The following is a 25,827-nucleotide window of genomic DNA, read 5'->3' as shown; positions in this document are numbered from 1 at the left end:
TTATTTCTTCTTAGAAAAAGGAGAATTTCTCTCCTTACCCTTTGAAAGATCATTTAAAAGACTAGGAAATGTTAATCCACGCTCTGGAAGTCCGGGTAATCCACTCCCTAAATGACCCTTTTCAATCTGCTTTTGCAGTTTTGAGAATTGAGTTGAATCAAGTTCTGATAAATCAGGTATAGCCCCAGGAGCATTCATACCACTAAATCTCATTTTGGAACCGACCCCCCCTAACATTTTCTCCAGAAAACCGCCTTTATTTTTGCCTCGCATAGCTTTTACCATATCAGCCATTTGGCGGTGCATTTTTAAAAGCTTATTAATATCTGCTGCACTTGTCCCCGACCCTTTAGCAATTCTTTGTTTACGGCTATGTTTTAAAATTTCAGGATTAGCACGCTCTGCATGCGTCATAGATGAAATAATTGCTAATTGTCGATTAAAAAGACGATCATCAAAACCTGCAGCTGCAATCTGATCCTTCACCTTGCTCAATCCTGGCATCATACCCATAATGCCACCCATTCCACCAAGTTTTTTCATTTTATGCAACTGTTCAGCCAAATCATTAAGATCAAATTTTCCAGCCTGCATTTTTTTCGCAAAAGCTGCTACTTTTTCACGATCAATTGTCTCAGCAGCCTTTTCGACCAAAGAAACAATATCACCCATACCGAGGATACGATCTGCAACACGACGGGGATGAAATTCTTCTAGAGCCTCCATTTTTTCACCGGTTCCAATTGCTTTAATCGGCTTACCCGTTACTGCGCGCATTGAAAGAGCAGCTCCACCACGACCATCGCTCTCCATACGTGTTAAAATAATTCCCGTAATCCCTATACGCTCATCAAAAGAACGTGCAAGATTAACCGCATCTTGACCAGTAAGACTATCAGCCACCAACATAATTTCGTAAGGTTGTGAAGATGCTTTGATTTCTTTTAATTCAAGCATAAGTGCTTCATCAATATGGTTACGTCCTGCTGTATCAAGAAGCACAACATCATACCCCCCTAATTTAGCAGCCTGCACTGCACGTGCAGAAATATCGACAGCAGATTGATCAGGAACAACCGGTAAACTCGCAATTTGCACTTGCTCTCCTAATTGACGGAGTTGCTCTTGCGCCGCAGGACGGCGCGTATCCAACGATGCCATTAAAACTTTTTTATTGTGCTTGTCTGTTAAACGCTTTGCAAGTTTTGCTGTTGTTGTTGTTTTACCTGATCCTTGTAAACCAACCAGCATAACAACAACGGGCGCTGGCGCATTGAGATCACTTAAAACACCCTCCCCCCCAAGCATATGAACCAGTTCATCATGAACAATTTTCACAACCATTTGACCAGGTTTAATTGATTTAACAATTGCAGCTCCAACAGCTTTCTTACGAACTCTATCAGTAAAAGAACGAACAACATCTAAAGCAACATCAGCCTCCAACAAAGCACGGCGAATTTCGCGCAATGCTGTTGTTATATCCTGATCTGATAAAACGCCACGTCCCGTCAAACTAGATAAAATGGAACCAAGACGTTCTTGCAAAGTTTCAAACATCACTTACCTCATTGCTTCATAACAAACAAATCAACATGGCACCCGAGGACGCAACGCGTTGTCGGATGTTGACCTCTGGGATCTTTTTATACCACAACGGGGTCCCAGGCGGTGGCTCCAAATTAATCTTGTCATTGAATGCTGTTTTCTTCAAACAACAAAAACCCTTCTTTGTCAAGATATATCACACAGCATCTTTTTATATGAAAACTAAAATAAAAATCACTTATACCTGCGCAAAAGTTCCACTCTCAACACGTATAAAATCACCTGTTTCCCGTTTCATACTCCATAATTCACCATTTGCAATGTCAAACCAAGCACCGTGTATTGTCAAAAGTCCTTGATCCTTACGTTTCTTTAACCATGGAAATGTTTCCAAATTCTGCAATGAATAACGAATAGAAAGTCGTTCTAACGCAGTCTGTCGCTCTAAAGGAGTGATTAATTTATTCTTGGTTACTGCTTCTCCAGCAGGAAACAAAAGACTCATCCATCGACCAATAAAATCATCTGATGATAAGTCTGATGATTCTGATGATAAAGATGTACATTTTCCATTAAGAACATTCCTAATTCCCCCACAATGCGCATGCCCCAAAATAACAATATGCTTAACTTTCAGCAATTGCACTGCAAATTCAATAGCCGCTGATGTTGCATGATATTGATGATCAGGAAAAAAAGGAGGAACTAAATTAGCGACATTACGCAACACAAACATTTCACCAGGACTCGCATCAAAAATAATTTCTGGCATCGCACGCGAATCACAACAGGCAATCACTAAAGTTTCAGGTTTCTGTCCTTCCACCGCTAATTGCCAATAACGTTCCACTTTATGTGTAAAATGATTCGTTATAAAAGAGTGATAACCGTTTAAAAGTTTTTCTGGTAAATATGTCATTACATATTTACTTTCATCATATACTTTAAAAATATGTTCTTACTCCACAAAAATAAAACTAATGAAAATATTCTTGCTAAACACATAATATACTTTCTTGAAACAACCAAACACTTCTTACAAAGTAGAAAATAATTTTATTATCAGCTACAATAAATAGCTATTCACTTCAAAAGGAAGATGTTACAGTGTAAAAATGGCATAAGGACCTGCTCTTAATATTAAAGGAAAGGTTGCCACAATAAACAAAGGGAGGATGATTGTGTCAACACAAACAGCATTAGATATAAAGAGCACTCAAAATAAAATAGAACAAATTCTTTTTGCTCATACCGATAAAGAAGATATTGCTTTCTATAAAAAAGATGAGCTTCACAAAGCCATAAATGCAGCCCTCGAAGCATTTAAATCCCACCAACCAGGTAAAAGTACAATTTATTTTGAACACACTTTAACGCGCAATGATAAATCTATAACCGTTATTACACTGGTTAATGACAACAAACCTTTCCTCCTTGATTCTATTTTACATGTTTTTAAACAACAAATAAATCACATCTATCTGATCGCGCACCCTGTTCTTGAATGTGCCTCTGGGCAACGTATCAGCTTGATGCAAATCCACATTGAACCATTAAACCAAGAAAAGACAAAAAAGCTTAAAGATGAAATCACTCTGGTTCTTGAACAAGTCAATGCGGCTGTACAAGACTGGAAACCCATGGTTGAAGAAGTCAAGAAGCATATTCATACCTATCAAACAAATCTTCCACCGAATTACCAAAGTGAAGGAGTAAAAGCCATTGAATTTCTCGAATGGCTTATGGACAATAATTTCATCTTCCTTGGAATGCGAACCTATAACTTTACCGAAGGTCAAGAACCCAAAAAAGCCTTTAAAAACGGTAGTATTGAACTAGGTATTCTTACTGATGCTTCTATTCGCATTATTGGTGATGCAAGCGTAGAAGAACGCCCCAAAGAAGTCTTATCTTTTATGGAAAGTGACAATTTGCTTATTGTTACAAAAGCCAATAGCCGCTCAAAAATCCACCGTCCTGTTTGGTTGGATTATATCGGTATTAAGATTTTTGATAAAGAAGGGTCTCTCTGTGGAGAATTACGTATTGTTGGGTTGTTTACATCCTCAGCCTATACGCACTCTATTCTGCAAATTCCGTTTTTAAAAGAAAAAGCTGAGACCATTATTCAACGCCTTGGATATAATCAGACCGACTATTCTGGAAAAGCATTGATGAGTGTCTTAGAAACCTATCCAAGAGATGAAATGTTTCGCTCTGATATAGATACATTGACAGAAAATGCAGAGCTTATCATGCAATTGGATGAACGTCCGCGCTTACGAGTACTCGCTCACACCGATCCTTTTGGACGCTTTGTTTCGATTCTTGTCTACGTACCACGTGACCAATATAGTAGTAATATCCGCGAAAAAATTGGAATATACCTTGTTGATACCTATAAAGGTGACTTCTTTGAATCGTATCCACTTTTCTTAGAAAGTACGCTTATCCGCGTCCATTACATTATCCATTGTACAGGAAATCACAGTGCTCCTGTGATTGAGCGGACCACACTGGAACATCATGTTCGCTCTATAACGCGAAATTGGGAAGACAGCGTCCAAACCGTAGCTCTTATTCATAAAGCAACAGATCAGCAAATATTTTTAGCCAGTCACTTTCCCAATAGTTACCGTGACTTATTTTCAGCCGAAGATGCCATTAAAGATGCTGACCGTATTTTAAGCCTTAATAACGAAAAAGCTCTTTTCGTTACTTTTTACCGCGCCCACAATAAAGAAAAACAAAATATTTCTCTGCGACTCTTTCATCGCAATGAAGCACTTGCCCTCTCCAAGCGTGTACCCCTTCTTGAAAATATGGGCTTTCGTGTTATTGCTGAACAGACATTGGAGCTCCCAGACGGCTATGGGCATTCTGTATATCTTCATGACATGCAATTGGAAAGTGCTTTCCAACTCGATATTGATCTTGATAAAAACGCACAAAAGCACGCTGAAACATTTGAAGCCGTTTGGAAACAAAATACTAACAATGATGCCTTTAATGCCTTAACACAAACAGCACAACTCGATTGGCGCGAAATTGTTATCTTGCGTCATTACGGGCGTTATCTCCAACAAACTGGAATTCCTTATTCACAAAAACGCGTTGCTCAAACTTTAAATGCTTATCCTGATATTACTCGAGATCTTTACGCTTTGTTTTATTTGAAATTTCATCAAAGCCATAAAGAAAAAGAACGACTCAACAATGAAGAAATCATTCAGCAACGTATTGAAGAAAAACTGCAGAAAGTGCCAAGTTTAGATGATGATCTTATTTTGCGTCGTTATCGTAATCTCATTGTTGCAAGCTTACGAACGAATGCCTATTCTCCTCTTCCTGATGGAAGCCCACGGCGCATCATAGCAACCAAATTAAATCCACGCCAAATTGAAGGTTTACCTGAACCACGTCCTTATCGAGAAATTTTTGTTTACGGACCTGAAGTTGAAGGTGTCCATTTACGCTTTGGTCCTATTGCTCGTGGTGGTATTCGTTGGTCTGACCGTGCATTGGATTATCGTACTGAAATATTAGATCTCGTTAAAGCTCAACAAGTCAAAAACGCCGTTATTGTTCCTGTGGGTGCGAAAGGTGGATTTTTCCCCCACAACCTTCCTCAAACAAATGATCGTGCCATTGTAACAGAAGCGGCACGACAAGCTTATACAGACTATATTGCAGCACTCCTTTCGATTACTGATAACTTAATCGATGGTAAAATATACCCGCCTCAAAATGTAATCTGTTATGACGACGATGATCCCTATTTTGTTGTTGCTGCCGATAAAGGTACTGCGACCTTTTCTGATACGGCTAACACTATTAGCCAAGCAAATAATTTTTGGCTTGACGATGCTTTTGCTTCCGGAGGATCAGCGGGATATGATCATAAAGCGATTGGTATTACAGCTAAAGGTGCATGGGAAGCTGTAAAAAGACATTTTCGAGAATCATTTAATCACGATATTCAAACAACACCTTTTACCTGCATTGGAGTTGGTGATATGTCGGGAGATGTTTTTGGGAATGGAATGTTACTTTCTCAACAAACAAAGCTGATTGCCGCTTTTGATCATCGCGATATTTTCATCGATCCCAAACCAAATATAGTAACAAGTTATGCAGAGCGTATGCGCCTCTTTCAACTTCCTCGTTCAAGCTGGCAAGATTATGATCAAACAAAACTCTCAAAAGGTGGTGGTATTTTCTCACGAAAAGCTAAAACAATCACCCTTTCTCCTGAAGCAGCACAAGCTATTGGTTTTGAAAAACAAACAGGAACACCTTTTGAAATTATTTCAGCCATTTTAACAGCCCCTGTAGATCTTTTATGGTTTGGCGGCATTGGAACCTATATTCGTGCAACAACCGAAACTGATACTCAAGTAGGCGATCGCACCAATGATTCCATCCGCATCACTGGTGAACAAGTTCGTGCAAAAGTTATTGGTGAAGGAGCCAACCTCGGTCTTACACAACGCGGTCGGATTGAATATGTTTTAAACGGTGGACGCTGTAATACCGATGCCATTGATAATTCCGCAGGTGTTAATTGTTCTGACCTTGAAGTTAATATTAAAATTGTTCTTGCCTCAGCTCTACGCGCCAAAAAACTTACTCGTGAAGCCCGTGATGAATTGTTGAAACAAATGACCCCACAAGTTGAACAATTAGTCTTGCGTAATAATTATTTGCAAACTCTTTCGCTTTCTTTAGCTGAAAACAGAAGTGTCATTGATTTACCTTATCAAATACGTTTTATGCACGACTTAGAACAGAGAAAACTTCTAGATCGTAAAGTTGAAGTTCTCCCTAATGAACAAACTTTACGCCAAAGAATGAGCCAAAATCAAGGACTTATACGCCAAGAGCTCGCGGTTATTTTAGCTTATGCTAAATTAACTCTGCAAGAAGAAATTGCAAATAATCCTATTGTTGATAATCGTTATTTCGACACAACCTTGTTGAATTATTTTCCAACCCAACTTCATCAAAATTTTAAAAATGAAATCATTGAACACCAATTACGTCGTGATATTATTGCAACCCTCATTGCTAATGATATTGTGAATCGTGGTGGACCTACTTTTGTTAATCACTTACAAGATATAACAGGTCAAAAAACTGAAAATATCATTCGTGTTTTCATTGTTATCCGAGATAGTTTTGAAATTCCTCAGCTTGCAAAACAAGTTGATAATCTCGATAATAAAATACCGGGATTGAATCAAAATAAATTTTATGCCGCAATCACTTCTATGCTTTTTGAAGCAACCAATTGGGGCTTGCGTAATATCGATCTCTCAGTGCCATTAGAGGAAATTGTGCAAACAATAAAAACAGCTCGTACCTTGATTGAAAAAAAGCTTATGCACACCAATAGTCAAGATATCAATCAAAAAATTGAGGAAAAATCAGCGCAATACAATGAAGAAGGAACACCAAAAACTTTGGCAACACAATTAGCTCTTTTAGACGTCGCTCCAATGATCTGTGATATTTCCTTGATTGCGAAACAAAGTAAAAGTGACCTTATGAAAACTGCAAAAATCTATTTCTCACTTGCTCAGATTATTCGTATAAATCGTATTAATGAAGCAAGCCAAGCAATTCCTATCCTTGATTATTATGATGGTATGGCCTTAAGTGAAGCTAAAGAAAGTATTGCTGAAAGCTTGCGACAAATCGTTATAAAAATCTTTAAAAATTATAATGAAAAAAGCGATCCTCTAGCAGCTTGGTTAAAATCTGGTGAAGACCAAATTTACAATATTATCAACCGCGTTAGTGCCTTGATTGAAGGTGATCTCAATGTTTCACGCTTTACTTTTACAGCAAGTATGATTGCCCAACTTAAAAATACTGCTTTCCAAACCTAAAGTCATTAAAACCAACTTTAGAAAATTTTATTTATCTTCTCACACATAATCTGCGAGAAAAAAAGCAGGATCGTCTGCTTTAAAGAAAAGAGAATTCAAAATTAAGAATAAAAGATTATTAGCATTATTCTTATCCATGCATATAACCAATATTAAATCATACTAAGAGTGGAATAAGCACAATAAGCAATTCGGCCAATCTTATTCTTTATTGCTCTCTTTTCTTCTACGAAAATAATAATGATCATGCCTGTTTGGATTTTTTGATATTACATTGTTCAACATAACTTATTAAATTAAAATTCTTTTTTAATAATAATTTTCAGAATCGGTATAATTCTCAATTCCCATATTACAAACAGTGGGAACACCGAAAATTTGTTGTAATGCATTGTCAAACCATTCGCGTAAACTTTGACCATAGAGTGAATAACCTTTTAAATGTGTAAAAGCAGACTGAGCACCTTTTTTAGTTAATTCTTGAGCTGAGTGTATTAACCAATCTTGTATCATTGTACGCGTTAATTCAGGATGAAATTGTAAACCCCATGCATTATTACCATAACAAAAAGCTTGTGTGGGATATGTCTGACCTCTTGCCAAAAGAATAGCTTCTTTAGGCAAATCATAGATTCCTTCATTATGTAAATGATAAACCATTTCTGGCCAATTCATAAGTGCCTTTCCTTGCAAAGTTGCTTCCAATGGATACCAACCGATTTCTACACTTTTATCGCTTTTTGCAGCAACACACCCACCTAAATTTTTTGCAAGCATCTGTGCTCCAAGGCAAATTCCTAAAAAAGGCTTATTGTCTTTCAAAGATAATGAAACCCAATCAATTTCCTCATGAATATAGACATCCTTATCATTCACACTCATCGGACCACCTAGAATGACAACACCAGCGTGATATTTCAATGTTTTAGGAAGTTTTTGCCCTAAAATAGGATAATAAAAATCAAGAACAAAACCATTTCTTTGTAAAAATTTCCCTAAAAAACCAGTCTGCGGAGATTGATGATGCAAAACTACCGCAATTTTTAGTTTACTGTTTCTTTGTTTTTTATCAAGACATGTTTTCGCGAAAAACATTCTTCAACCAATCATTTTTACAACCAGATTTAATTTAATTTTGTAATGAATAAGAGCGTTATTTTTATCAAAAATATCTACAACACCTCTAAAATAATTGAAATTTCTCTCTTGGTAAAGAAATCCTTTTTTCTTCTTCCTTACTCTCTAAATCTTCAGCATTTAAAGATATCTGATCAACTTTTTTTCTATTCTGTTTTTTTGTATGCGACTTTAATAAAAAATCAGGCCCTACCAATGACTTTTCTTCAAAGGATTTATCTTTAATAACTTTTTTTTCATTTACGATCCCTCTTTTGTCTTCTTTTTTCAGCACCATGTTATCAATTTCTAATGTTATAGGAGGACAACGGGGAGGTACTTTCCATTCACAACGACCTAATCGACCGCTGATTGGAGAAACTGCCGACCAAAAAGGAAAGAAAGAACCATCACAAGCCCATGCTGGATCACGTTCTGCACGTAATGCTAAAGACAACCATTGATGACTCCCTTGACCATTACCTTGTGCTTCTTCAATATCTGCCAACAATAAATAAACGCTTTCACGCGGATGATAAGTTAGTGCTCTTTGTGCGTGCTCTCTTGCTAATTCCAATTCCCCTGCATCCAGAGCAGCTTTTGCAACAATAAAAGCTGACTCAAATATATCTTTATTATAAGAAGCAAGTATTTTAGCTCTTTTCAAACGCCCAACTGCACTTTCTTCTCGCCTAAGATAAAGTGCACCAAAATCAGGATGAGGATTTTTCTGCCAAGCTTTAATAATCATTTTATCAGCTTTGCGAACTTCTTTTAATCGATAAAGGATATCTACCATAATCAACGTTATTGGTACAAAATCAGGCATCAATTTATGGGCCTTTAAAATAGCTTTACGTGCTTCCACGAGTTGTGTCTCAATAAGATGAAGTGCTAACCCACTTAATAAAAGAGCATGAGTATACTTACGTTCTGAAGTATAATGCTCAGAATGTGGCAAAACTCTTTGCGCTCGATGAAAAACATCAAGTGCTTTATTCCATTGCCCCTCAGCACTCAATCGATCGAGAACAAACTGTTGAGCCCATGAAAGAGCTGGCGACAAAGCTAGTGCCTCTTCTGCATAGTGCTGTGCTACATCATAAGCTTTTGTATTTATAGCTTCATGAAACAAACCATAAAGCCCAGCAAGCTTTGTCGGTTCTTCTTTTTGCATTTCTTCATAAAGAGCAATAGCTTTCATAGAATCTTTTTGCAAAGATAAGATTTGAGCTCTTAAAAGCTTTATCAACGGTTCATAATCTTTTACAAGGTATTTTAATGCGCGTATTTCCATTTTTTGTGCAGCTATATAATCACCTGCGGAAACTGCAAGCAAACCCTTTATAAGAGCTTTGCGTCCATATTCTTGGTAACATCCAGAAAAAAAGCTGTATAAAGTTCCAGGAATGGAAAAAATAATTCCAAAAAACTTCCATAAAAACACTAATATCGTCAACAGTATAACAAGCCCACTAATAATCGTAAGCAATGAGACAGTAAACCGCATCTGCAAAAATGTTATGACCAAAAAGTTATTATTATTGGCACCCCAGCTAAAAACTGCACCGATTGCACAAACGGCAAAAATATAAATAAAAATACGTATCATTTTTGATCCTATTTACATCTTTGCAGCTTCGGAAGATCTTTTTGGCCTAACAATCAACATCTGTTGAAGAACGTGGTGGACAGCAAGATGTTGTTTAAGCTGATCAATAAAATCTACCGAAATATCTTTAGCATTTTGAGGTAAAGTTTGCCATTCAGCTAAAGCTTTTTCATAATCTCCAGCTTGAATAGCAACTTCCATCCGAGCCACAACTGCAGGCACTGTTGTCCCTTCAACATATCCAATTGGACGCGAAACAATAAGACTTTTTATCCATACCTTAACCTTCTTTAAAAAATCAGCATTCGGTACAATACTATTTTGCGTACCAACAATTTTATCTGCAACATAAGCAAAATCAGCTGAAAGCTTTGCAGGACTTGGAAGACCCGTACTTGCTGTTTTCTGTAACAAATCAAATCCCGCAATAGAAGGTGAAAAATGTTGCACTGTTTCCAATTCACGCATATAAGATCCACCACGATCTATAGCGTTTTTTAATGCACTTACTGCAACAAACATCGCAGTATTTATTCCATCTTTTTTGTTATTTTGAGTGGCTATTTCCTTTTGTATATTATCTAACCGTTGTTTTAAGATGATAATATCATTTTTATTACTTTGCCCAACAAATAAAGCTGTCTTTATATCTTCTGATATTCCAGTCAAAGCTTGGACATACTTTTCGAAAGCATCTACTTTTTTCTCTAAGATTGTAAAAACTTTGCTTCTCTCCTTTTGAAAAGATTCATCTTCCTGAAAAGCTTCAACCCGTTGTGATGAAAAAGAAGAAAAATCTTTCTTCAATGTATCAAACTGTTGAAGCACATGATTCAACTGTTTTTCTGTTTCTTCTGCTTTTTCTTTTGCGCGTATAGTAATCTGAAGATTTTTTTCCTCCTCAAAACGATCAACTACTAAAAAAGAAGGAAGAAAACCTGCTTTTTGAATGCCTACCCAAAAACTTACAGTGATAAGACCACCAATAATCCCTGAAACCACTAAAGAAGTCAAAGCAATACCAACACCGCATATGTTTTTTCTCTCGACACTGCTTTGCTTTGTTGTTATTGGCTCTGCTAAATGTTGTGCTTCTTGCTCTGAGTCATGATCTATAATTTCAGATTGAACAACAGACGCCTTATGATTTTTTAATTTTTCTTTCGATCTTGAAGAATTTACCATAATGATCACTTTTCTTATCACATGCTTTTTTACAATACGATAACAAAATGAAAAAAACTTTAATTAAATGTTTTTCGAATAATACCCTTTGTCGCATAGTGTTTTTTGTGAACAATATATGATAAATGTAGAAAAATCTTTTAAAATTTTCCCTATTGAAGATCCTTTTTTAAAATAAGAATGATGAATATATTCAATCCTATAATATTTTACGAACAATCAGGAAATAGTTTAGAATGGAAACTCTTACAAGCCACAAAAATATAAACATCCAAACAGCCTTATTCCTCTAATTTTAATTTAAAGAATGCTCTCCATAGTGCATACGAGAAAATACTTGGGTTGAATGCTATCTAATATTTTTATGAGTATAGTTGAACAATATAAACTCTTTAAAACTTTCTTCATAACTTCATTACTTTTAAAATAATTCAGTTTCGTTTATGAATGTTTCTTATTATTAGAACCTTATCACGCTCTAAAATCGATTTTCCCCTTTTATTTTCGATATATTCCCCACAGTAAAAAATGTTCTAAAATAGAAGTATACAATCGTTGTTTCTAGCGTATACGAACATTCTGGTAAACAGTTCCTGTTGTGCAAATGTTTTCCATTTTTATATACCCCTAACGAGAAAACTGTGCTAATTGTGAAGATATTATCCAAAGGTATTTAAATTTGATAAAAAGGGCATTGTGGTATAGCTACAGTATTTTTTGTAATGCAGTAAGCCATTATTTACGTGATAATGGGAGTGCCTTTGCGAGCCATGTTGCACTTTCTGGACTTTTAGCATTTTTTCCTTTCTTTATTTTTGGGACATCTCTTGCTAGTTTTCTCGGAGCATTTACATATACGCCGCAAAAAATTGAAGCACTTGTGCAATTGTTGCCGGATGCAATTGCAGAACCTCTTTCTAAAGAAATCATTACTGTCCTAACCACACAACGAGGAGATTTATTAACGCTTTCAGTTATTGGAGCAGCTTATTTTGCTTCAAATGGTGTGAGCGCTTTGCGTACAGCATTAAATAAAGCTTACCGCGTTATTGATCAGCGCAGCTTGTTTTTTTGTCGTTTTCAAAGTTTGTTTTTCGTGATTATTGGGACAGTAGGTCTTGTTGTTATTAGTTTTTTATTGGTTTTAGCACCTTTGCTGATTAAAATTATGCAAAACTACCCTTCCCACATCACTGAATATATTAGTATGATTCGTTTATGGCGTTATGTAATTGCGATAATTGTTCTTTTTACGAGTCTTTTAATTGTTCACAAATGGTTGCCGGCAGGACAACGAAAAGTAATAGATATTTTACCAGGTATTTTAGTGACAATATTTGTTTGGTTTTTAGCCTCTATTGCCTTCGCACAATATTTAATAATGTTTAATTATACTTCTACTTATGCAGGATTAACCTCTATTATGGTTGCAATTATTTTTCTGTACATATTAAGTGCAATTTTTATTTTAGGAGGAGAAATAAATGCAGCAATTATATTTTACCGTAATCATTCAAAACGCATAGATAAATTAAAGTAATCTTCTATTGATTAAAAGTAAAAGAAAAACACAAAAAACTCATATCACTTTTGGAGATAGTATTGACGCTAAGTTTTTAAAAGTCTGAAATTGACCATAGTATAAAACTTTTATCAGTTCTAAATATTTATTGTACCTAATTGTTTGTTCTCTCCTAAAAATCCCTTATTATAGAAGCAACTGTTACTCTTGATATAGATAACAAAATTTAAATTATAATCATGAAACTAATTTCATTTTTACAAATGGGGTCTCTTTTTTAGTGTGAAATACAAGTTGCACAATCTAAGTGAATGTACCTTTTACCAATGAGATATTTTCTTCTGCGAAATTGTGATTGGTCAAGCTGTTAATAATGAACAATTTTATGAAAGATTTTTAGGAATAAAGCCATCTAACAGGTGAAGCTTATCTTTTTTATTGCAAAAATACACCTTTTTTTATTCATTATTATTAGATTTAATCGCACTATGTTTAAAAAATTATAAAGCTATAAATCCTCTTCAATAACGGCTTTTATAAGCGCTTTTGCATCATCATCAGCCCATGGAGCAGCTCCATTGAATGAAGCGATAAGATAACCATTTTTACCTATGAGAAATGTGATAGGCAAACCTAAAGCAAGTCCTTTTTTTCTAATATCCTGGAAAATATTCATTGTGTTATCCCGATAATAAACCAAATTATCAGCATGAGCATCACTTAAAAACTTTTTAATTTTTTCAGCAGAAGTATTTTTATCAATGTTAATAGCTATAACATCGAAATTATTTCCCCCCATATCACGTTTTAATTGTGCTAATTCTGGCATTTCTGCACGGCAAGGTGTACACCAAAAAGCCCATAAATTAACGAGTATTGGTTTTCCCATAAATTCAGACAATTTATGATCTTTTCCCTCAATATCTTTAAAAGAAAATTGATTCATATCATAGGAAGTATCAGCAAATCGTATATATGTAAAAAAGCCCTTTGCTGCTTTTTTAATTTTTTCTACTTTTTCCGTCTGTTTTTTATTAATATCTGTTGCTTGAGCTCTTGCCTCTGAAATAAAATTTGGAAAGAGTGCTCTTCTGTTGTTATTTTGATTGATGGTTATGTATAAACTTAAAACAATGGTAAAAAACACAAAGAAGTATTGTGTTTTTTTATTTTTATTTTTTCGGCTAATAAAAATTTGATGGATCATAATTTTTGTCCTTCTCAAGAAGTATTTTAAAGTATGACAGATAAGGAATAAAAAAACCAGATGTGGAGCGGCCAATTTAAAGCAGGATCTGCTGCAATTACGGAAGAAATTAACGTTTCAATTGATTTTGATCAAAAACTTTATAAACAAGATATTGAAGGTTCACTTTGTCATGTAGCAATGCTAGCGTAAACTAAGATCATTTCGCAATCGGACTATAAAGAAATTGCCCATGGCTTAAAGAAAATTTGTCAAGAAATTGAAATGGGTGCATTCACATTTTCACGAAAACTTGAAGATATATATATATATATGAATATTGAAGCACGACTGAATGAATTAATTGGCCCTATTGCAGAGCGTTTACACATAGAACGTTCACGAAATGATCAAGTCGCTGTTGATTTTTGTTTGTAGGTACGAGAAGAAATGCAAAAAATGGTATAAGCTTTAAAAAGGCTGATAAAACAATTACTGATTCGCGCAGAACAACATGTCGATACTTTTATGTCAGAGTTTACACATTTACAAAATGCACAGCCCGTCACATTTGGTCACTATATGATGGCCTACATTGAAATGTTTAGTCAAGATCTATCGCGTATGTGTAATGCGATTAAACGAATGGATGAATCCCCCTTATAGGCTGCTGCTTTAGCAGGTACAAGTTTTTCGATTGACCGTTTTATGACAGCAGAAGCATTGTGTTTGCGTGAGCCAACACGCAATTCAATTGATAGTGTTTCGGATCATGATTTTGCATTAGAATTTTTAAGCATTGGAACTCTTTGTGCCATGCATCTTTCGCACTTAGCAGAAGAAATTGTTCTTTGGTCGAGTACACAATTTCATTTTATTCATTTATCAGATGCTTTTTCAACGAATTCATCTATTATGCCCTATCATGCTACACAAGAGAAATCGCGATGCTGCTAAGCTTATACGTGCTAAAGCAGGCCAGTTAAATGCTGCCTTGATTGGACTATTAACGGTAATGAAAATTTACCCCTTGCTTATTCAAAAGATATGCAAGAAGATAAAGAATATGTGTTCGATGGGGCTTTGAGTTTGGAATTATCGCTAGCAGCAATGACAAGAATTATTGGTGATTTTAAAGTTAATAAAGAAGCCATGAAAGAAGCAACTCATTTTAGATATGTAACAGCGACTGATTTAGCTGATTGGCTTGTTCGTGAATTAGAACTTTCTTTCCGTGAGGCACACCATATCACTGGATGTATTATGGCATTAGCAGAAAAAAAACAGTGTACTCTTAATGAGTTATCATTAGTTGAACTTCAAACGATACATCCAAATATCAATACAGCTATTTTTTATATTTTGACAGTTGAGAAATCTGTTGAAAGCCGAAAAAATTTTGGTGGAACAGCACCTTCAAAAGTACTGCGTCAGATTGCTTATTGGAAAAAGCGCCTTATAGCCGCTCAAGTGATTTTATTTTTTAATGCAAAAAATAAAACAGAAACAATATCCATATAATAGGAAAAGATATATGATAACCATTGTGAAAAATTTAATAATTATTCTTTTCTGCAATGTTATCATAGTTGGGTGTGGACGTAGAGAAATACTAGATTTACCATCTTCAACGATAATAAATCCTTCGCAAGAAGCATTTATTTCTGAAAGCAAAGCAGATAAGCCTTTTATTCTCGATCAGCTGATACAATAGGTTTTTTTTATGCATTTCTTCTCTTATTATCAAGGTGAACTTCATGCTGAAGATCTTTCACTTTCTATGCTCGCGCAAGAGGTAGGAACACCTTTTTATTGTTATTCAGTTCGTACACTTATTACAAATTTTAAAAATTATCAGCAAGCATTTCAAGATATGCCTTATCTGATTGCTTATGCGGTTAAAGCTAATTCTAATCAAGCGATTTTACGGCTCTTAGCACAAAGCGGAGCAGGGGCTGATGTGGTATCAGAAGGTGAACTGCGACGTGCACTTGCAGCCGGTATCCCTACTCACCAAATTGTTTATTCTGGTGTTGGTAAAACAGTTAAAGAGATCGATTTTGCTCTTACACAAAATATTCATTGTTTTAATGTTGAGTCAGAACCAGAACTTGAACAATTATCCGCACGTGCTGTTGCACTTTCGACAACAGCACGCATTTCATTACGAATTAATCCAGATGTGGATGCAAAAACTCATAAAAAAATCACAACAGGCAAATCTGAAAATAAATTCGGGATTCCACTCTCATCAGCACGAGAAGTGTATAAAAAAGCCGCTCAGTTGCCTGGTTTACATGTTTGTGGTGTAGATATACATATTGGCAGTCAGATTTGTGATTTAACACCCTTTGAAGATGCCTTTCTTATTACAGCAGATTTTGTCCGTCAGTTGTGGGATGATGGTTATGCTATAACGCATGTTGATATTGGAGGAGGACTTGGCATTTCTTATGGTTCTGAACATTACTCCGTGCCTTCTCCTTTTGATTATGCTGCACTCGTTAGAAAACATATTGCTCCTTTAGGGATCAATATTATCCTAGAGCCTGGACGCAGTATTGTTGGTGAAGCTGGTATATTAGTCACATCTGTTATACATTTTAAAAGGGGAAAAGAGCGAAATTTTGTTATTGTTGATGCAGCAATGAATGATTTCATTCGCCCAACACTTTATGAAGCTTGGCAAAATGTGCTACTGGTACAAGAGAAACCAATAGATGCTTTACTTATCAATGCAGATATTGTTGGTCCTATTTGTGAAACGGGTGATTATTTAGGCTTGAATCGTTCTTTGCCTATATTGTCAACAGGAGATCTTTTAGTAATTACAGGAGCGGGGGCTTATGGCGCGGTAATGTCAAATACTTATAATAGTCGGCTTTTAATACCAGAGGTTTTAGTTCAAGACATGCATTATGCAGTTATTCGCCCACGTCTTGATTATGCACAATTAATAGGTCTCGATCAAATTCCAAATTGGATTGAGAATTTTTAAATATCTTGGTCTTATTTTCACTCAACTCTAATGAAACAATTTATTTTCTGATAATTATTTTGTATGAATCTTATGATTTTAACGCGCTGCTATAAAAAGAGGGTAAATGTTTATCTATGAAAAATAAAAACATCAAAAGTTTTTCAGAACTAAAGCTTTTGTTTGTGCGCATTCTTGTTTGGTGTATTCTGTTTTGTGAGCGAATATGGCCACGATTATTACCTTTTTTTCTTGCTCTAAGCCTTTTATTGTCGCTTAGTTGGTTTGGCATTTTCAATGCTCTTGGTTATTGGGCGCATTTATTTCTTCTGTGGCTAGTGCTTTTTATAGCAGCAGGGAGTCTTTCTCTGCTTTTCGGTTTCCGTTTGCCTAAAATTAAAGATATTAATGACCATATCGAACGAACAAATAATCTCAAACACCAACCTCTAAATGTTCAAACGGATCGTTTACACTTTGAAGATGAAGAAGATACAACTACAAATATTTGGCGCGAACATCAGCGTCGTATGGCGGAACAATTGCATCATTTGCGAATCGGATTAATTCACCTCAAAAGTGCTTCCTACGATCCTATGGCTCTTAGAGCTTTATTTGTTCTATTTTGTGCTTGTGCTTTCAGTTTTTCTTTTGGTTCATCAGGTGGACGTTTAGCAGATGCATTTGATTTTCGTCCTCCCGTTGATGAAACATCAATGCGAATTGATGCTTGGGTTACACCGCCTGCTTATACAGGAGTTGCACCCATTTATTTAACGCAAAATGAAACAACACAATTTACAGTTCCTGAAGGCAGTGAGGTTGTTGTACGTATTGTCAATGGTGCTGGTATTACAGTAACAGCAATCTCTGAAGAAGATGGACAGAAAATTCCACTTACTAAGAAGAATGAACAACCGACTTTAAATAATTCAATTATTCGTTTTGAAACACATTTAGAGCGTTCAATATATTTATCTTTATCGTCGCGCCATAAGCAACAACAATGGCATTTACACATGATTAAAGATCAATTACCGACGATTCATTGGTTAGAAAAACCAGAGAGAATTTTATCTGGATCATTAGAATTAAAGTATGAAATGGATGATGATTATGGAGTTACAAATGCTTTTGTTGAAATAGAACCTTTTTTTGATCAGAAAAAAAATAGCCCTCCCCTTTATAAAGCACCTGAAATAAAGCTTCTTTTAGCACGTGGTGGAAAAGGTAAAATGCGGACAGTGCAAGATTTATCAAGCCATCCATGGGCTGGTTCAGAAGTAAAAATCACTTTGGTAGTAAAAGATGGAGCTGGCCAACAGGGGCGCAGTAAAACTTTTATCATGACATTACCACAGCGTATTTTTGCGAATCCTGTTGCACGTGCCATCAATGAACAACGTCGTTTGTTGGCTCTTAACGCATCTAAACGCGAGTATGTGCTTGATATGCTTTCTGCTCTGCTTTTATGTCCAGAAAATGGTCTTCAAAATATAACTCATTTTCTTCTTTTACAGAGCGCATGGACAAGGCTTTCTATGGCACAAACAGAGGATCAATTGCGAAATGTCATTGATCATTTATGGGAAATTGCTTTAGGTATTGAAGATAATCAGTTCGAGTCTGCTCAACAGAGATTAAAACAAGCACAAGCTGCTCTCCGTGACGCGTTGCGGCATGGTGCTTCTACTACTGAAATCGAGCGACTTATGGCAGACTTACGACAAGCTGTAAGTGATTACATCAATGCTTTAGCTGAAAAAGCACCAGAAAATAACGATTCGAAAGAAGCTAATCTTTCTACAGATGTATTACAAAACAAACTGAATTCGATTGAGGAAATGGCTAAAATGGGCTCTTCTTCTGCAGCTGAACAGCTTTTAGCCGAAATTGAACAAACACTTGATCATTTGCAAATACGAAAAAATCATCAAACAAATGAGCAAAATAAGAACCAAACGACACAAATGAAAGAAAAAATAGATCAACTTGGTGATTTAATGCGCCGTCAGCAAGAAATTCTTAATGATACCCACAATTTAGAAACAGATCAGCGACATGGAAACATTACGCCCAAAGTACAGAGTGAAACCTTGAAAAAACGCCAAAATGAATTGCAATCTGAATTATCAATATTGAAAAAAGAATTGACAGCAGAAGGATTTGAACCAAGTGATGCCCTGAAAGAAGCAGAAGAGAAAATGAATTCTGCAAGAGATGCTCTTGATAAACAAGATCATGAGCTGTCAATACAAAATCAATCAGATGCTTTAGAAGCTTTACGACAAGGCGCACAAAATGTGTTAAAAAAGATGCGTGAAATTCTCAACAAAGCAGAAAATAATCAGAATGCCATTCATAATCGTAAAGATCCGTTAGGGCGTCCACTTTCCTCAGAAATTAACAAAAAACAAGAAGGTGTAATTGAACCAAAAGAAAATGATAAGATGCGCGCACGGCAAATTTTGGATGAAATTCGCAAACGCCTTAGCAATGAGCATATTTCAGAAGAAGAAAAGAATTATCTTGAAAGATTACTTCATTTTAATTGAAGAATAATTTATTCGCTACTCCTTTGAAAAATATATTGCAAATAATTATGGGAAGAAAAGCACTACAAATAATAATAAAGTGAATTATTTATAATGAAGGAGACTATAAAATAACTTTTTTCCTGTGCTTTTAAGATCATTCGCATGAAGAAAATTAAAGATTAAGATTTTTCTTCTTGAGACAAAAAAGCAGAATTCCATATAAATTTAAGTATGTAAAAACTTGCGATACTTGAAATTTGCTTCTAAACGGTATTTAAAATTGGACATAATTACATTAAAAGATTTTTATACTTCTACGCTTGGTATGCGTGTACAAACGACAGTTTGTGATCAATTAAATATCTTTTGGCCTGATCTTATAGATAAACGAGTTATGGGCCTTGGTTATGCACTTCCTTATCTTTCTGTATTGCGTAAACGTGCGAAGCAATGTTATGCTTTTATGCCTGCTAGTCAAGGAGCATCACCTTGGCCTTATCTTGATAAGGTCGCTACAGCGCTTGTTTTTGAAGAAGAATTGCCTCTTCCTGATGCTTCGATTGATTGCGTTTTATTGGTGCATGCACTTGAATATACAAAAAATTCACACGAAACACTAAACGAAATATGGCGTGTTTTGATTCCTAATGGCCGCCTTATTGTTATTGTTCCCAATCGTTGTGGATTATGGGCACGTAATGATCACACACCTTTTGGCTATGGAGAATCTTATAGTCGACAACAAGTAGTTCGTTTATTTAAAGAAGCCAATTTTATTAATGGACCAGTACAAGAAATTCTACATTATACGCCTTCTTTAAGCTATGTATCGCGGTTATTTTCATTCTTTTATGAATCATTAGCAAGTCATATTTTTCCTTATTTTGGTGGGCTTTTAGTGTGCTCAGCAGAAAAACATGTCTATCAAGGTTCTTTTGTGCAGCGTCGTCAGTCGCGACGCGTTTTTATTCCTACGTTAACACCACAAGCATGTGAAAGAGACAAATCACAATAATCTGATTTTTATTTTAGAGGAAATGTTCTCCAAACTGTATTTAAATAGTGCGCGTGTAGAACAATTAAAGATTCAAACGATATCCATTATGATCTGTAACAAGAATTTTTGCTTTAGAAGGATCTTTTTCAATTTTTTTACGCAAACGATAAATATGAGTTTCTAATGTATGAGTGATAATATCTGCGTTATAGCCCCAAATGTATTCCAATAATGTTTCACGATTTACAATTTTATTTCTGTTATCATAAAGATATTGAAGAATTGCTGTTTCTTTTTCTGTGAGGTGGATTTTATCGTTCTGTTTATCAATAAGGAATTTTTCCCTAGGTTTAAAAATGTAAGGGCCAATATAAAAAATTACATTTTCATTATATTCATATTGCCGTAATTGGGCGCGAATACGAGCTAACAACACTGAAAAACGAAAAGGTTTTGTCACGTAATCATTAACACCCATTTTAAAACCTAAAATAGTATCGCAATCTGTATCACAATTAGTAATCATAATAATAGGAGCGCGAAATCCTTGGAAACGTAATTTTTTTACGGCTTCACGACCGTCAAGGTCAGGAAGTTTTACATCAAAAATAGCTAGATCAACATTTTCTTTTTGAGCTACTGTAACCCCTATTTCAGCAGTTTCTGCTTGAAGCACTTCAAATTCTTTATGAATTTGCAATTGTTCTACAAGAATGGAACGAAGATCATTATCATCCTCAACGATTAAAAGGGTATAGTCCTTCATTTTTTTCCCTATAAGGTATATTTACAATAAAATTGGGTAGAGAATAATTTCATAAAAATAGGATTGCATGCAAGTGGCATTAAAAAAGAAAATATATATAAAACAAACTTCCGTTTCTTCTATTGTCATCCGTCGACAAACAGGTATGCAAACACGGGGTATTTTTTGTATCGGTCAGCATCGTTTTTTTTGTGCTTTAGGGCGAGCTGGTATTTCTGCTTTTAAACGTGAAGGCGACGGTGCTACTCCTTTAGCAAATATGCGTTGTTTAGGGGGATTTCGCAATAATTTTTACCGTTATTTCCCACGTTCAAATTTAGCAATCCGTCATATTCAAGCACACGATGGTTGGTGTGATGCAAGTGGAGATGCTAATTATAATCGTTTGGTACGTCTTCCTTATCCCAAAAGTGCTGAAAAGATGCAACGTGAAGATGGCCTTTATGATATGGGACTTATTCTGGATTGGAATATTAGAGAACGAAAGATGGCAAAAGGAAGTGCTATTTTTATACATTTAGCACGAAACAATTATATGCCAACAGAAGGATGTATTGCACTTTCATATCGTGATATGCAACGTATCTTGCCTTACATTAATCAGCAAACTAAAATTATCATTTTAGGTTAAAGATATGCTAGTTTCAATCCTCCCATAGAACAGATTTCTTTCCATTCATCTTCTGTAACTGCTTGTACCGATAAACGCATAGCCTTAACCAGCATCATATTTTTTAATCTTGGATTAGCTTTAATTTGTTTTAATGAAACGGGATTTGGTATATCACAAATAGCACGAATATCTACACATTCCCAGCGTGGATCTAAACTAGTAGAATCAGGATGTGCTTCAGCACATACTTCTACAATACCAACTATTTCTAATCCTTGATTTGAATGATAAAAAAAACCTTTATCACCACATTTCATAGCCCGCATATTATTGCGCGCTTGATAATTGCGCACACCATCCCATTGTTCACCATCACCTCCTTTTTGTTTTTGCATGTCCCATGACCATTTATGCGGTTCAGATTTGAAAAGCCAATAAGCCATGAAGTCTCCTTTTATAAATTTTAATGAGTTTACAGGTTTATACTTTTACTCCACGACGCCCTGTCCCGATTAAAGGAAGAGATTTTTCATCTAATGGCCAGCGTGAACGAGGTCCGACATCAAGAGAACTTACTTGTCCCCGTGCTAAACGTTCAGCGCCAGCAAAAGCAATCATTGCAGCATTATCTGTACATAAAGAAAGAGGTGGAGCAATAAATTCAAAGCCGTGTTTATGAGCAAGCTTTTGCAAACTGGAACGAATAGCCTGATTAGCAGCGACTCCTCCAGCAACTACTAAAGCAGGAAGAGTGGATGCTTCATGATGATAAAAAGGATAATGATAGATAAATTGTTGCAACGATAAACTAACCCGATCCTGCAATATATCGATAACAGCTGCTTGAAAACTTGCAGCAATGTCGGAAACATCACTCTCTGTCAAGGGTGCCATAGCTGTTGCAACTTGTCGAACAGCAGTTTTAAGGCCAGAGAAGGAAAAATCCAATCGCTTATCACCCTTCAAAGGTCGTGGAAGGGAAATACGATTTTTATCCCCCAATAAAGCAGCTTTTTCAAGTGCTGGACCACCAGGATAGGAAAGACCTAAGAGTTTTGCGGTTTTATCAAAGGCCTCTCCTAATGCATCATCAATAGTGCTTCCTAAACGCTGATAATGACCCACATTATGAACAAGAACTGTTTGGGTATGACCACCTGAAACTAAGAGTAATAAATAAGGAAAATTAACATTATGCGTTAACACAGCTGTCAAAGCATGTCCTTCTAAATGATTGACTGCAATAAAAGGCTTTTTGGTAGCAAAAGCTAATGCTTTTGCACTCATGAGTCCAACTAAAAGTCCTCCTATCAAACCAGGACCACTTGTTGCTGCAATGGCATCAATATCTTTAAGTTTTAGATTGGCTTCTGTAAGCGCTTGGAGAATCAAACCATCAAGAACTTCAACGTGAGCACGTGCAGCAATTTCAGGAACAACACCACCATAAGGTGCATGGTGATCAATTTGGCTCCAAATAATATTGGAAAGAATACGGCTTTTTCCTTCATTATTGCGCTCAATAACAGCGACGGCAGTTTCATCACAACTTGTTTCTATTCCCAACAAACGCATCTTAGGTCAAATCTTACATTATAGAATATCTTTAAAAGACACATGTATCATGAATAAACAAAGATGCAAAGAATTTCACTTTGCAAGTAGAAGCGTTAATGATTTTACTTATTATCCCATTGAAATAATTAGCAATACAACTTATGGGTTAAAACCATTTCAATGAATTACTATCAGTTTAGCAACAATAAAAACAAATAAATAATTCATGAAAATTATCTTCAACTTTGATTACAAATTATATCTAAAGTGTTATTTTATTGATTATGGACTATTAATCATTTATTATTACGTGTCTTAAATAACACAATAAGTAAAAATTAAAAAAAATTAATATACTCATTCTTGAAAAAATTCATTATTTAAATAACTTAGAATTTACCGCGGGGCATGGAGAATGAGATATGCCTAAGGATTTAAAGTATTTTTTTACAAATGAAGTTTTAAAACAATTGAAAAGTACAGTCCTTTCAAAAAGACAAAAAAATGAAATTTCTTTACCAGAACACCAAAAGAAGGTTCTCATACCAAAATTAACAAAGAATTTGCTACTACTAAAAGATCCCTCAAAATTGAAATATGTCTGTGTATTAACAGGAAAAAGTCCTGCACCTTATCGTATTAAAGCAATTAGATCCTTTGCAGATGTAACAGAAGGTGATTGGGGTGGTTTTGTTGAAAATGAAGAAAATTTATCGCAAGAGGGTGATTGTTGGATTTATGGTGCCGCTGAGGTTCTTGGAAACGCCAGAGTTTATGGGAATGCTAGGATTCAGGATAGTGTCAGGATTCACGGACATGCCCAAGTTTATGGCAAAGCTCTGGTTTCTGGAAGCGTTGAAATTTATAATCATGCTAAAGTTTATGGCAAGTGTCATATTAGTGGTAATGTTAAAGTTCGCGGTAGAGCAGAAGTGTGTGGATACGTCGATGTCTATGGAAATGCACAAATTTATGATAATGCAAAGGTTTATGGAAGAGCTCAGATTACTAGCAACGTCAAGATTTTTGGCAATGCTAGGATTTTTGGAAATGCTTATATTAATGGAAAAAGCAAAATTCATGAGCACGCTGTAGTTTATGGTAGTGCTAATATTAGTGGGAACAGTGACATTCGTGGCAAAAGCCGGGTTTATGATTCTGCCAGCGTTTATGATAATGCCAAGGTTTATGGAAATTGCAAGATTTACGGCAATTCTCATATTTACCAAAATGCTATAATTTCTGGTGGTAAGATTTACGGCAACGCAGAAATTATGGGTAATATAGAAATTCGTGATGACCCCAAGATTTATGGAAACGCCAAGATTTATGAAACTGCAACAATTTCGGGTAAAGCCAGCGTTTATGATAGTGCTCGGGTTTATGGAAACGCCAAAGTTAATGACAAAGCCAAGATTTTTCAAAATGCTCATATTAAAGGCAATGCGAAAATTTGGGGAAATGCCAAAGTTCATGGTTACAGTGTAGTTTTTGATGATGCCAAGATTTATAACCGTGCTCAAATTTGCAATCACGCTTTAATTTATAACGATGCTCGAATTTTTGGGAAATCTATAATTGGAGGAAACGCTGAAGTATATGATAGGGCTGAAGTTTATGGAAATGCTATAATTAATGAGCAAGTTAAATGTTTCGGAAATGCTAAAGTTTTCGATAATGCCAAAATTTCTGGTGCAGTCAAAGTTTATCAATATGCCAAAATTTATGAAGCTGCAGAAATTTGGGATGCTGCCCAAATTAGTGGAAATGCTTCTGTTTTTGGAAAAGCTCAGGTTTTCGGTAATAGTGAGATATCTAATGATGCAAAAGTTTATGAAATTGCTGCAGTGACTGAAAATGCTAAAATTTATGGTCATGCTACAATTCATGGATGTGCCCGAGTTTTCGGTGATGCAAAAATTTTAGGTAGCTCCATAATTGCTGGTCAAGTCAAAATCTTCGGTGATGCTGAAGTTAATAATACGCGGCTTTCTGGTTTTGAAACAATTTACACGACAGATGTTATTTTTGATCACAACATGGAAATTATTGATAAGAAACAAATTGAAATTTTTCATAAACAAGAAGAGAACGCTTTTCATGCAAAAAAGATTCGAGCTTTTAATAGAAGCATAACTAAAACTTTTAATGAAAGTGTACTTGAAGTTGAAGATCTTAATGATAGAAAGGTTGTAGTTTATAAGGTTGAAGCAGGCGGCGAGGTTCATACAGTTAAGGAGATTCATGTAGCTAATAATATTAATAATGATAACAAGGACCTTAGTGTGTCCAAAGTTTCTCCTCGTATTAAGCCTTCTCG

17 protein-coding genes and 1 pseudogene are annotated in these 25,827 nt (G+C 35.5%); 9 read left to right on the top strand and 9 right to left on the bottom strand.

What is annotated here, in order from left to right:
• Positions 1–1,560, bottom strand: coding sequence for a signal recognition particle protein (gene ffh, locus M4Z11_RS00575; protein ID WP_249674371.1), 1,560 nt, complete (start codon positions 1,558–1,560; stop codon positions 1–3).
• A 226-nt stretch (positions 1,561–1,786) separates the two neighbouring features.
• Positions 1,787–2,467, bottom strand: a complete 681-nt coding sequence (locus tag M4Z11_RS00570; protein WP_249674368.1) for a carbonic anhydrase — start codon at positions 2,465–2,467, stop codon at positions 1,787–1,789.
• 256 nt (positions 2,468–2,723) lie between these two features.
• Between M4Z11_RS00570 and M4Z11_RS00565 the strand changes: the two genes are divergently transcribed.
• Entirely contained in the window at positions 2,724–7,439 is a 4,716-nt protein-coding gene (locus M4Z11_RS00565) for an NAD-glutamate dehydrogenase (protein ID WP_249674365.1), read from the top strand.
• Between the two features lie 309 nt (positions 7,440–7,748).
• Here M4Z11_RS00565 and M4Z11_RS00560 read toward each other — a convergent pair whose 3' ends face one another.
• The 3 genes from M4Z11_RS00560 to M4Z11_RS00550 all read right to left on the bottom strand — a co-directional run bounded on the left by M4Z11_RS00560 (position 7,749) and on the right by M4Z11_RS00550 (position 11,352).
• Positions 7,749–8,534, bottom strand: coding sequence for a glutamine amidotransferase (locus M4Z11_RS00560; RefSeq protein WP_249674363.1), 786 nt, complete (start codon positions 8,532–8,534; stop codon positions 7,749–7,751).
• An 88-nt stretch (positions 8,535–8,622) separates the two neighbouring features.
• Positions 8,623–10,167: a heme biosynthesis protein HemY gene (locus M4Z11_RS00555; protein ID WP_249674360.1), complete on the bottom strand. Its 1,545-nt coding sequence runs from the start codon at positions 10,165–10,167 to the stop codon at positions 8,623–8,625.
• 12 nt (positions 10,168–10,179) lie between these two features.
• The gene (locus tag M4Z11_RS00550) at positions 10,180–11,352 is read right to left on the bottom strand and encodes a COG4223 family protein (RefSeq protein WP_249674357.1); all 1,173 of its coding nucleotides are present in this window, start codon (positions 11,350–11,352) and stop codon (positions 10,180–10,182) included.
• A gap of 682 nt (positions 11,353–12,034) precedes the next feature.
• Here M4Z11_RS00550 and M4Z11_RS00545 point away from each other — a divergent pair.
• Positions 12,035–12,892 carry a YihY/virulence factor BrkB family protein gene (locus M4Z11_RS00545; protein WP_409337876.1) on the top strand — a complete coding sequence of 286 codons (858 nt, stop codon included), beginning with the start codon at positions 12,035–12,037 and terminating at the stop codon, positions 12,890–12,892.
• A 490-nt stretch (positions 12,893–13,382) separates the two neighbouring features.
• Here M4Z11_RS00545 and M4Z11_RS00540 read toward each other — a convergent pair whose 3' ends face one another.
• Positions 13,383–14,081: a TlpA family protein disulfide reductase gene (locus M4Z11_RS00540; protein ID WP_249674351.1), complete on the bottom strand. Its 699-nt coding sequence runs from the start codon at positions 14,079–14,081 to the stop codon at positions 13,383–13,385.
• Positions 14,082–14,141: 60 nt separating this feature from the next.
• On the opposite strand from M4Z11_RS00540, the pseudogene argH reads away from it, so the two are divergent.
• From argH to M4Z11_RS00515, 5 genes and pseudogenes are all read left to right on the top strand, one after another.
• Positions 14,142–15,581, top strand: a pseudogene (gene argH / locus M4Z11_RS00535) (argininosuccinate lyase).
• A 13-nt stretch (positions 15,582–15,594) separates the two neighbouring features.
• Entirely contained in the window at positions 15,595–15,774 is a 180-nt protein-coding gene (locus tag M4Z11_RS00530; RefSeq protein ID WP_249674348.1) for a hypothetical protein, read from the top strand.
• 9 nt (positions 15,775–15,783) lie between these two features.
• The gene (lysA, locus tag M4Z11_RS00525) at positions 15,784–17,058 is read left to right on the top strand and encodes a diaminopimelate decarboxylase (RefSeq protein ID WP_249674344.1); all 1,275 of its coding nucleotides are present in this window, start codon (positions 15,784–15,786) and stop codon (positions 17,056–17,058) included.
• A 116-nt stretch (positions 17,059–17,174) separates the two neighbouring features.
• Positions 17,175–19,592, top strand: coding sequence for a TIGR02302 family protein (locus M4Z11_RS00520; RefSeq protein ID WP_249674340.1), 2,418 nt, complete (start codon positions 17,175–17,177; stop codon positions 19,590–19,592).
• Positions 19,593–19,824: 232 nt separating this feature from the next.
• Complete coding sequence (locus M4Z11_RS00515; RefSeq protein ID WP_249674336.1) at positions 19,825–20,589, top strand: class I SAM-dependent methyltransferase; 765 nt, start codon at positions 19,825–19,827, stop codon at positions 20,587–20,589.
• A 64-nt stretch (positions 20,590–20,653) separates the two neighbouring features.
• Here M4Z11_RS00515 and M4Z11_RS00510 read toward each other — a convergent pair whose 3' ends face one another.
• Entirely contained in the window at positions 20,654–21,337 is a 684-nt protein-coding gene (locus tag M4Z11_RS00510) for a response regulator transcription factor (protein ID WP_249674332.1), read from the bottom strand.
• A gap of 67 nt (positions 21,338–21,404) precedes the next feature.
• Between M4Z11_RS00510 and M4Z11_RS00505 the strand changes: the two genes are divergently transcribed.
• Entirely contained in the window at positions 21,405–21,968 is a 564-nt protein-coding gene (locus M4Z11_RS00505; protein WP_249674327.1) for a L,D-transpeptidase family protein, read from the top strand.
• Here the strand turns inward: M4Z11_RS00505 and M4Z11_RS00500 are convergent.
• Together M4Z11_RS00500 and tsaD are read right to left on the bottom strand one after the other, a co-directional pair.
• Positions 21,965–22,393 (bottom strand): EVE domain-containing protein, encoded by a 429-nt coding sequence (locus M4Z11_RS00500; RefSeq protein WP_249674325.1) that lies wholly within the window; start codon positions 22,391–22,393, stop codon positions 21,965–21,967. The genes M4Z11_RS00505 and M4Z11_RS00500 overlap by 4 nt on opposite strands.
• A 37-nt stretch (positions 22,394–22,430) precedes the next feature.
• On the bottom strand, positions 22,431–23,525 hold the full coding sequence (tsaD, locus tag M4Z11_RS00495) for a tRNA (adenosine(37)-N6)-threonylcarbamoyltransferase complex transferase subunit TsaD (RefSeq protein ID WP_249674323.1): 1,095 nt from the start codon (positions 23,523–23,525) through the stop codon (positions 22,431–22,433).
• 404 nt (positions 23,526–23,929) lie between these two features.
• Between tsaD and M4Z11_RS00490 the strand changes: the two genes are divergently transcribed.
• A partial coding sequence (locus M4Z11_RS00490) for a polymer-forming cytoskeletal protein (RefSeq protein WP_249674321.1) occupies positions 23,930–25,827 on the top strand: 1,898 nt, incomplete at its 3' end.

The organism is Bartonella bilalgolemi (assembly GCF_023500045.1).
Classification (GTDB): domain Bacteria; phylum Pseudomonadota; class Alphaproteobacteria; order Rhizobiales; family Rhizobiaceae; genus Bartonella; species Bartonella bilalgolemii.
The sequence above is the reverse complement of the archived record's forward strand: the minus strand, read 5'-3'. Positions and strand labels throughout refer to the sequence as shown.

Bases quoted from the DNA above. Each gene is read 5' to 3' on its own strand.
- M4Z11_RS00570 (WP_249674368.1), bottom strand. From the start codon at position 2,467: ATGACATATTTACCAGAAAAACTTTTAAACGGTTATCACTCTTTTATA.
- M4Z11_RS00505 (WP_249674327.1), top strand. From the start codon at position 21,405: ATGCAAGTGGCATTAAAAAAGAAAATATATATAAAACAAACTTCCGTT.
- M4Z11_RS00510 (WP_249674332.1), bottom strand. From the start codon at position 21,337: ATGAAGGACTATACCCTTTTAATCGTTGAGGATGATAATGATCTTCGT.
- M4Z11_RS00550 (WP_249674357.1), bottom strand. From the start codon at position 11,352: ATGGTAAATTCTTCAAGATCGAAAGAAAAATTAAAAAATCATAAGGCG.
- M4Z11_RS00555 (WP_249674360.1), bottom strand. From the start codon at position 10,167: ATGATACGTATTTTTATTTATATTTTTGCCGTTTGTGCAATCGGTGCA.
- M4Z11_RS00530 (WP_249674348.1), top strand. From the start codon at position 15,595: ATGATAACCATTGTGAAAAATTTAATAATTATTCTTTTCTGCAATGTT.
- tsaD (WP_249674323.1), bottom strand. From the start codon at position 23,525: ATGCGTTTGTTGGGAATAGAAACAAGTTGTGATGAAACTGCCGTCGCT.
- M4Z11_RS00520 (WP_249674340.1), top strand. From the start codon at position 17,175: ATGAAAAATAAAAACATCAAAAGTTTTTCAGAACTAAAGCTTTTGTTT.
- ffh (WP_249674371.1), bottom strand. From the start codon at position 1,560: ATGTTTGAAACTTTGCAAGAACGTCTTGGTTCCATTTTATCTAGTTTG.
- M4Z11_RS00560 (WP_249674363.1), bottom strand. From the start codon at position 8,534: ATGTTTTTCGCGAAAACATGTCTTGATAAAAAACAAAGAAACAGTAAA.
- M4Z11_RS00565 (WP_249674365.1), top strand. From the start codon at position 2,724: ATGATTGTGTCAACACAAACAGCATTAGATATAAAGAGCACTCAAAAT.
- lysA (WP_249674344.1), top strand. From the start codon at position 15,784: ATGCATTTCTTCTCTTATTATCAAGGTGAACTTCATGCTGAAGATCTT.
- M4Z11_RS00500 (WP_249674325.1), bottom strand. From the start codon at position 22,393: ATGGCTTATTGGCTTTTCAAATCTGAACCGCATAAATGGTCATGGGAC.
- M4Z11_RS00540 (WP_249674351.1), bottom strand. From the start codon at position 14,081: ATGATCCATCAAATTTTTATTAGCCGAAAAAATAAAAATAAAAAAACA.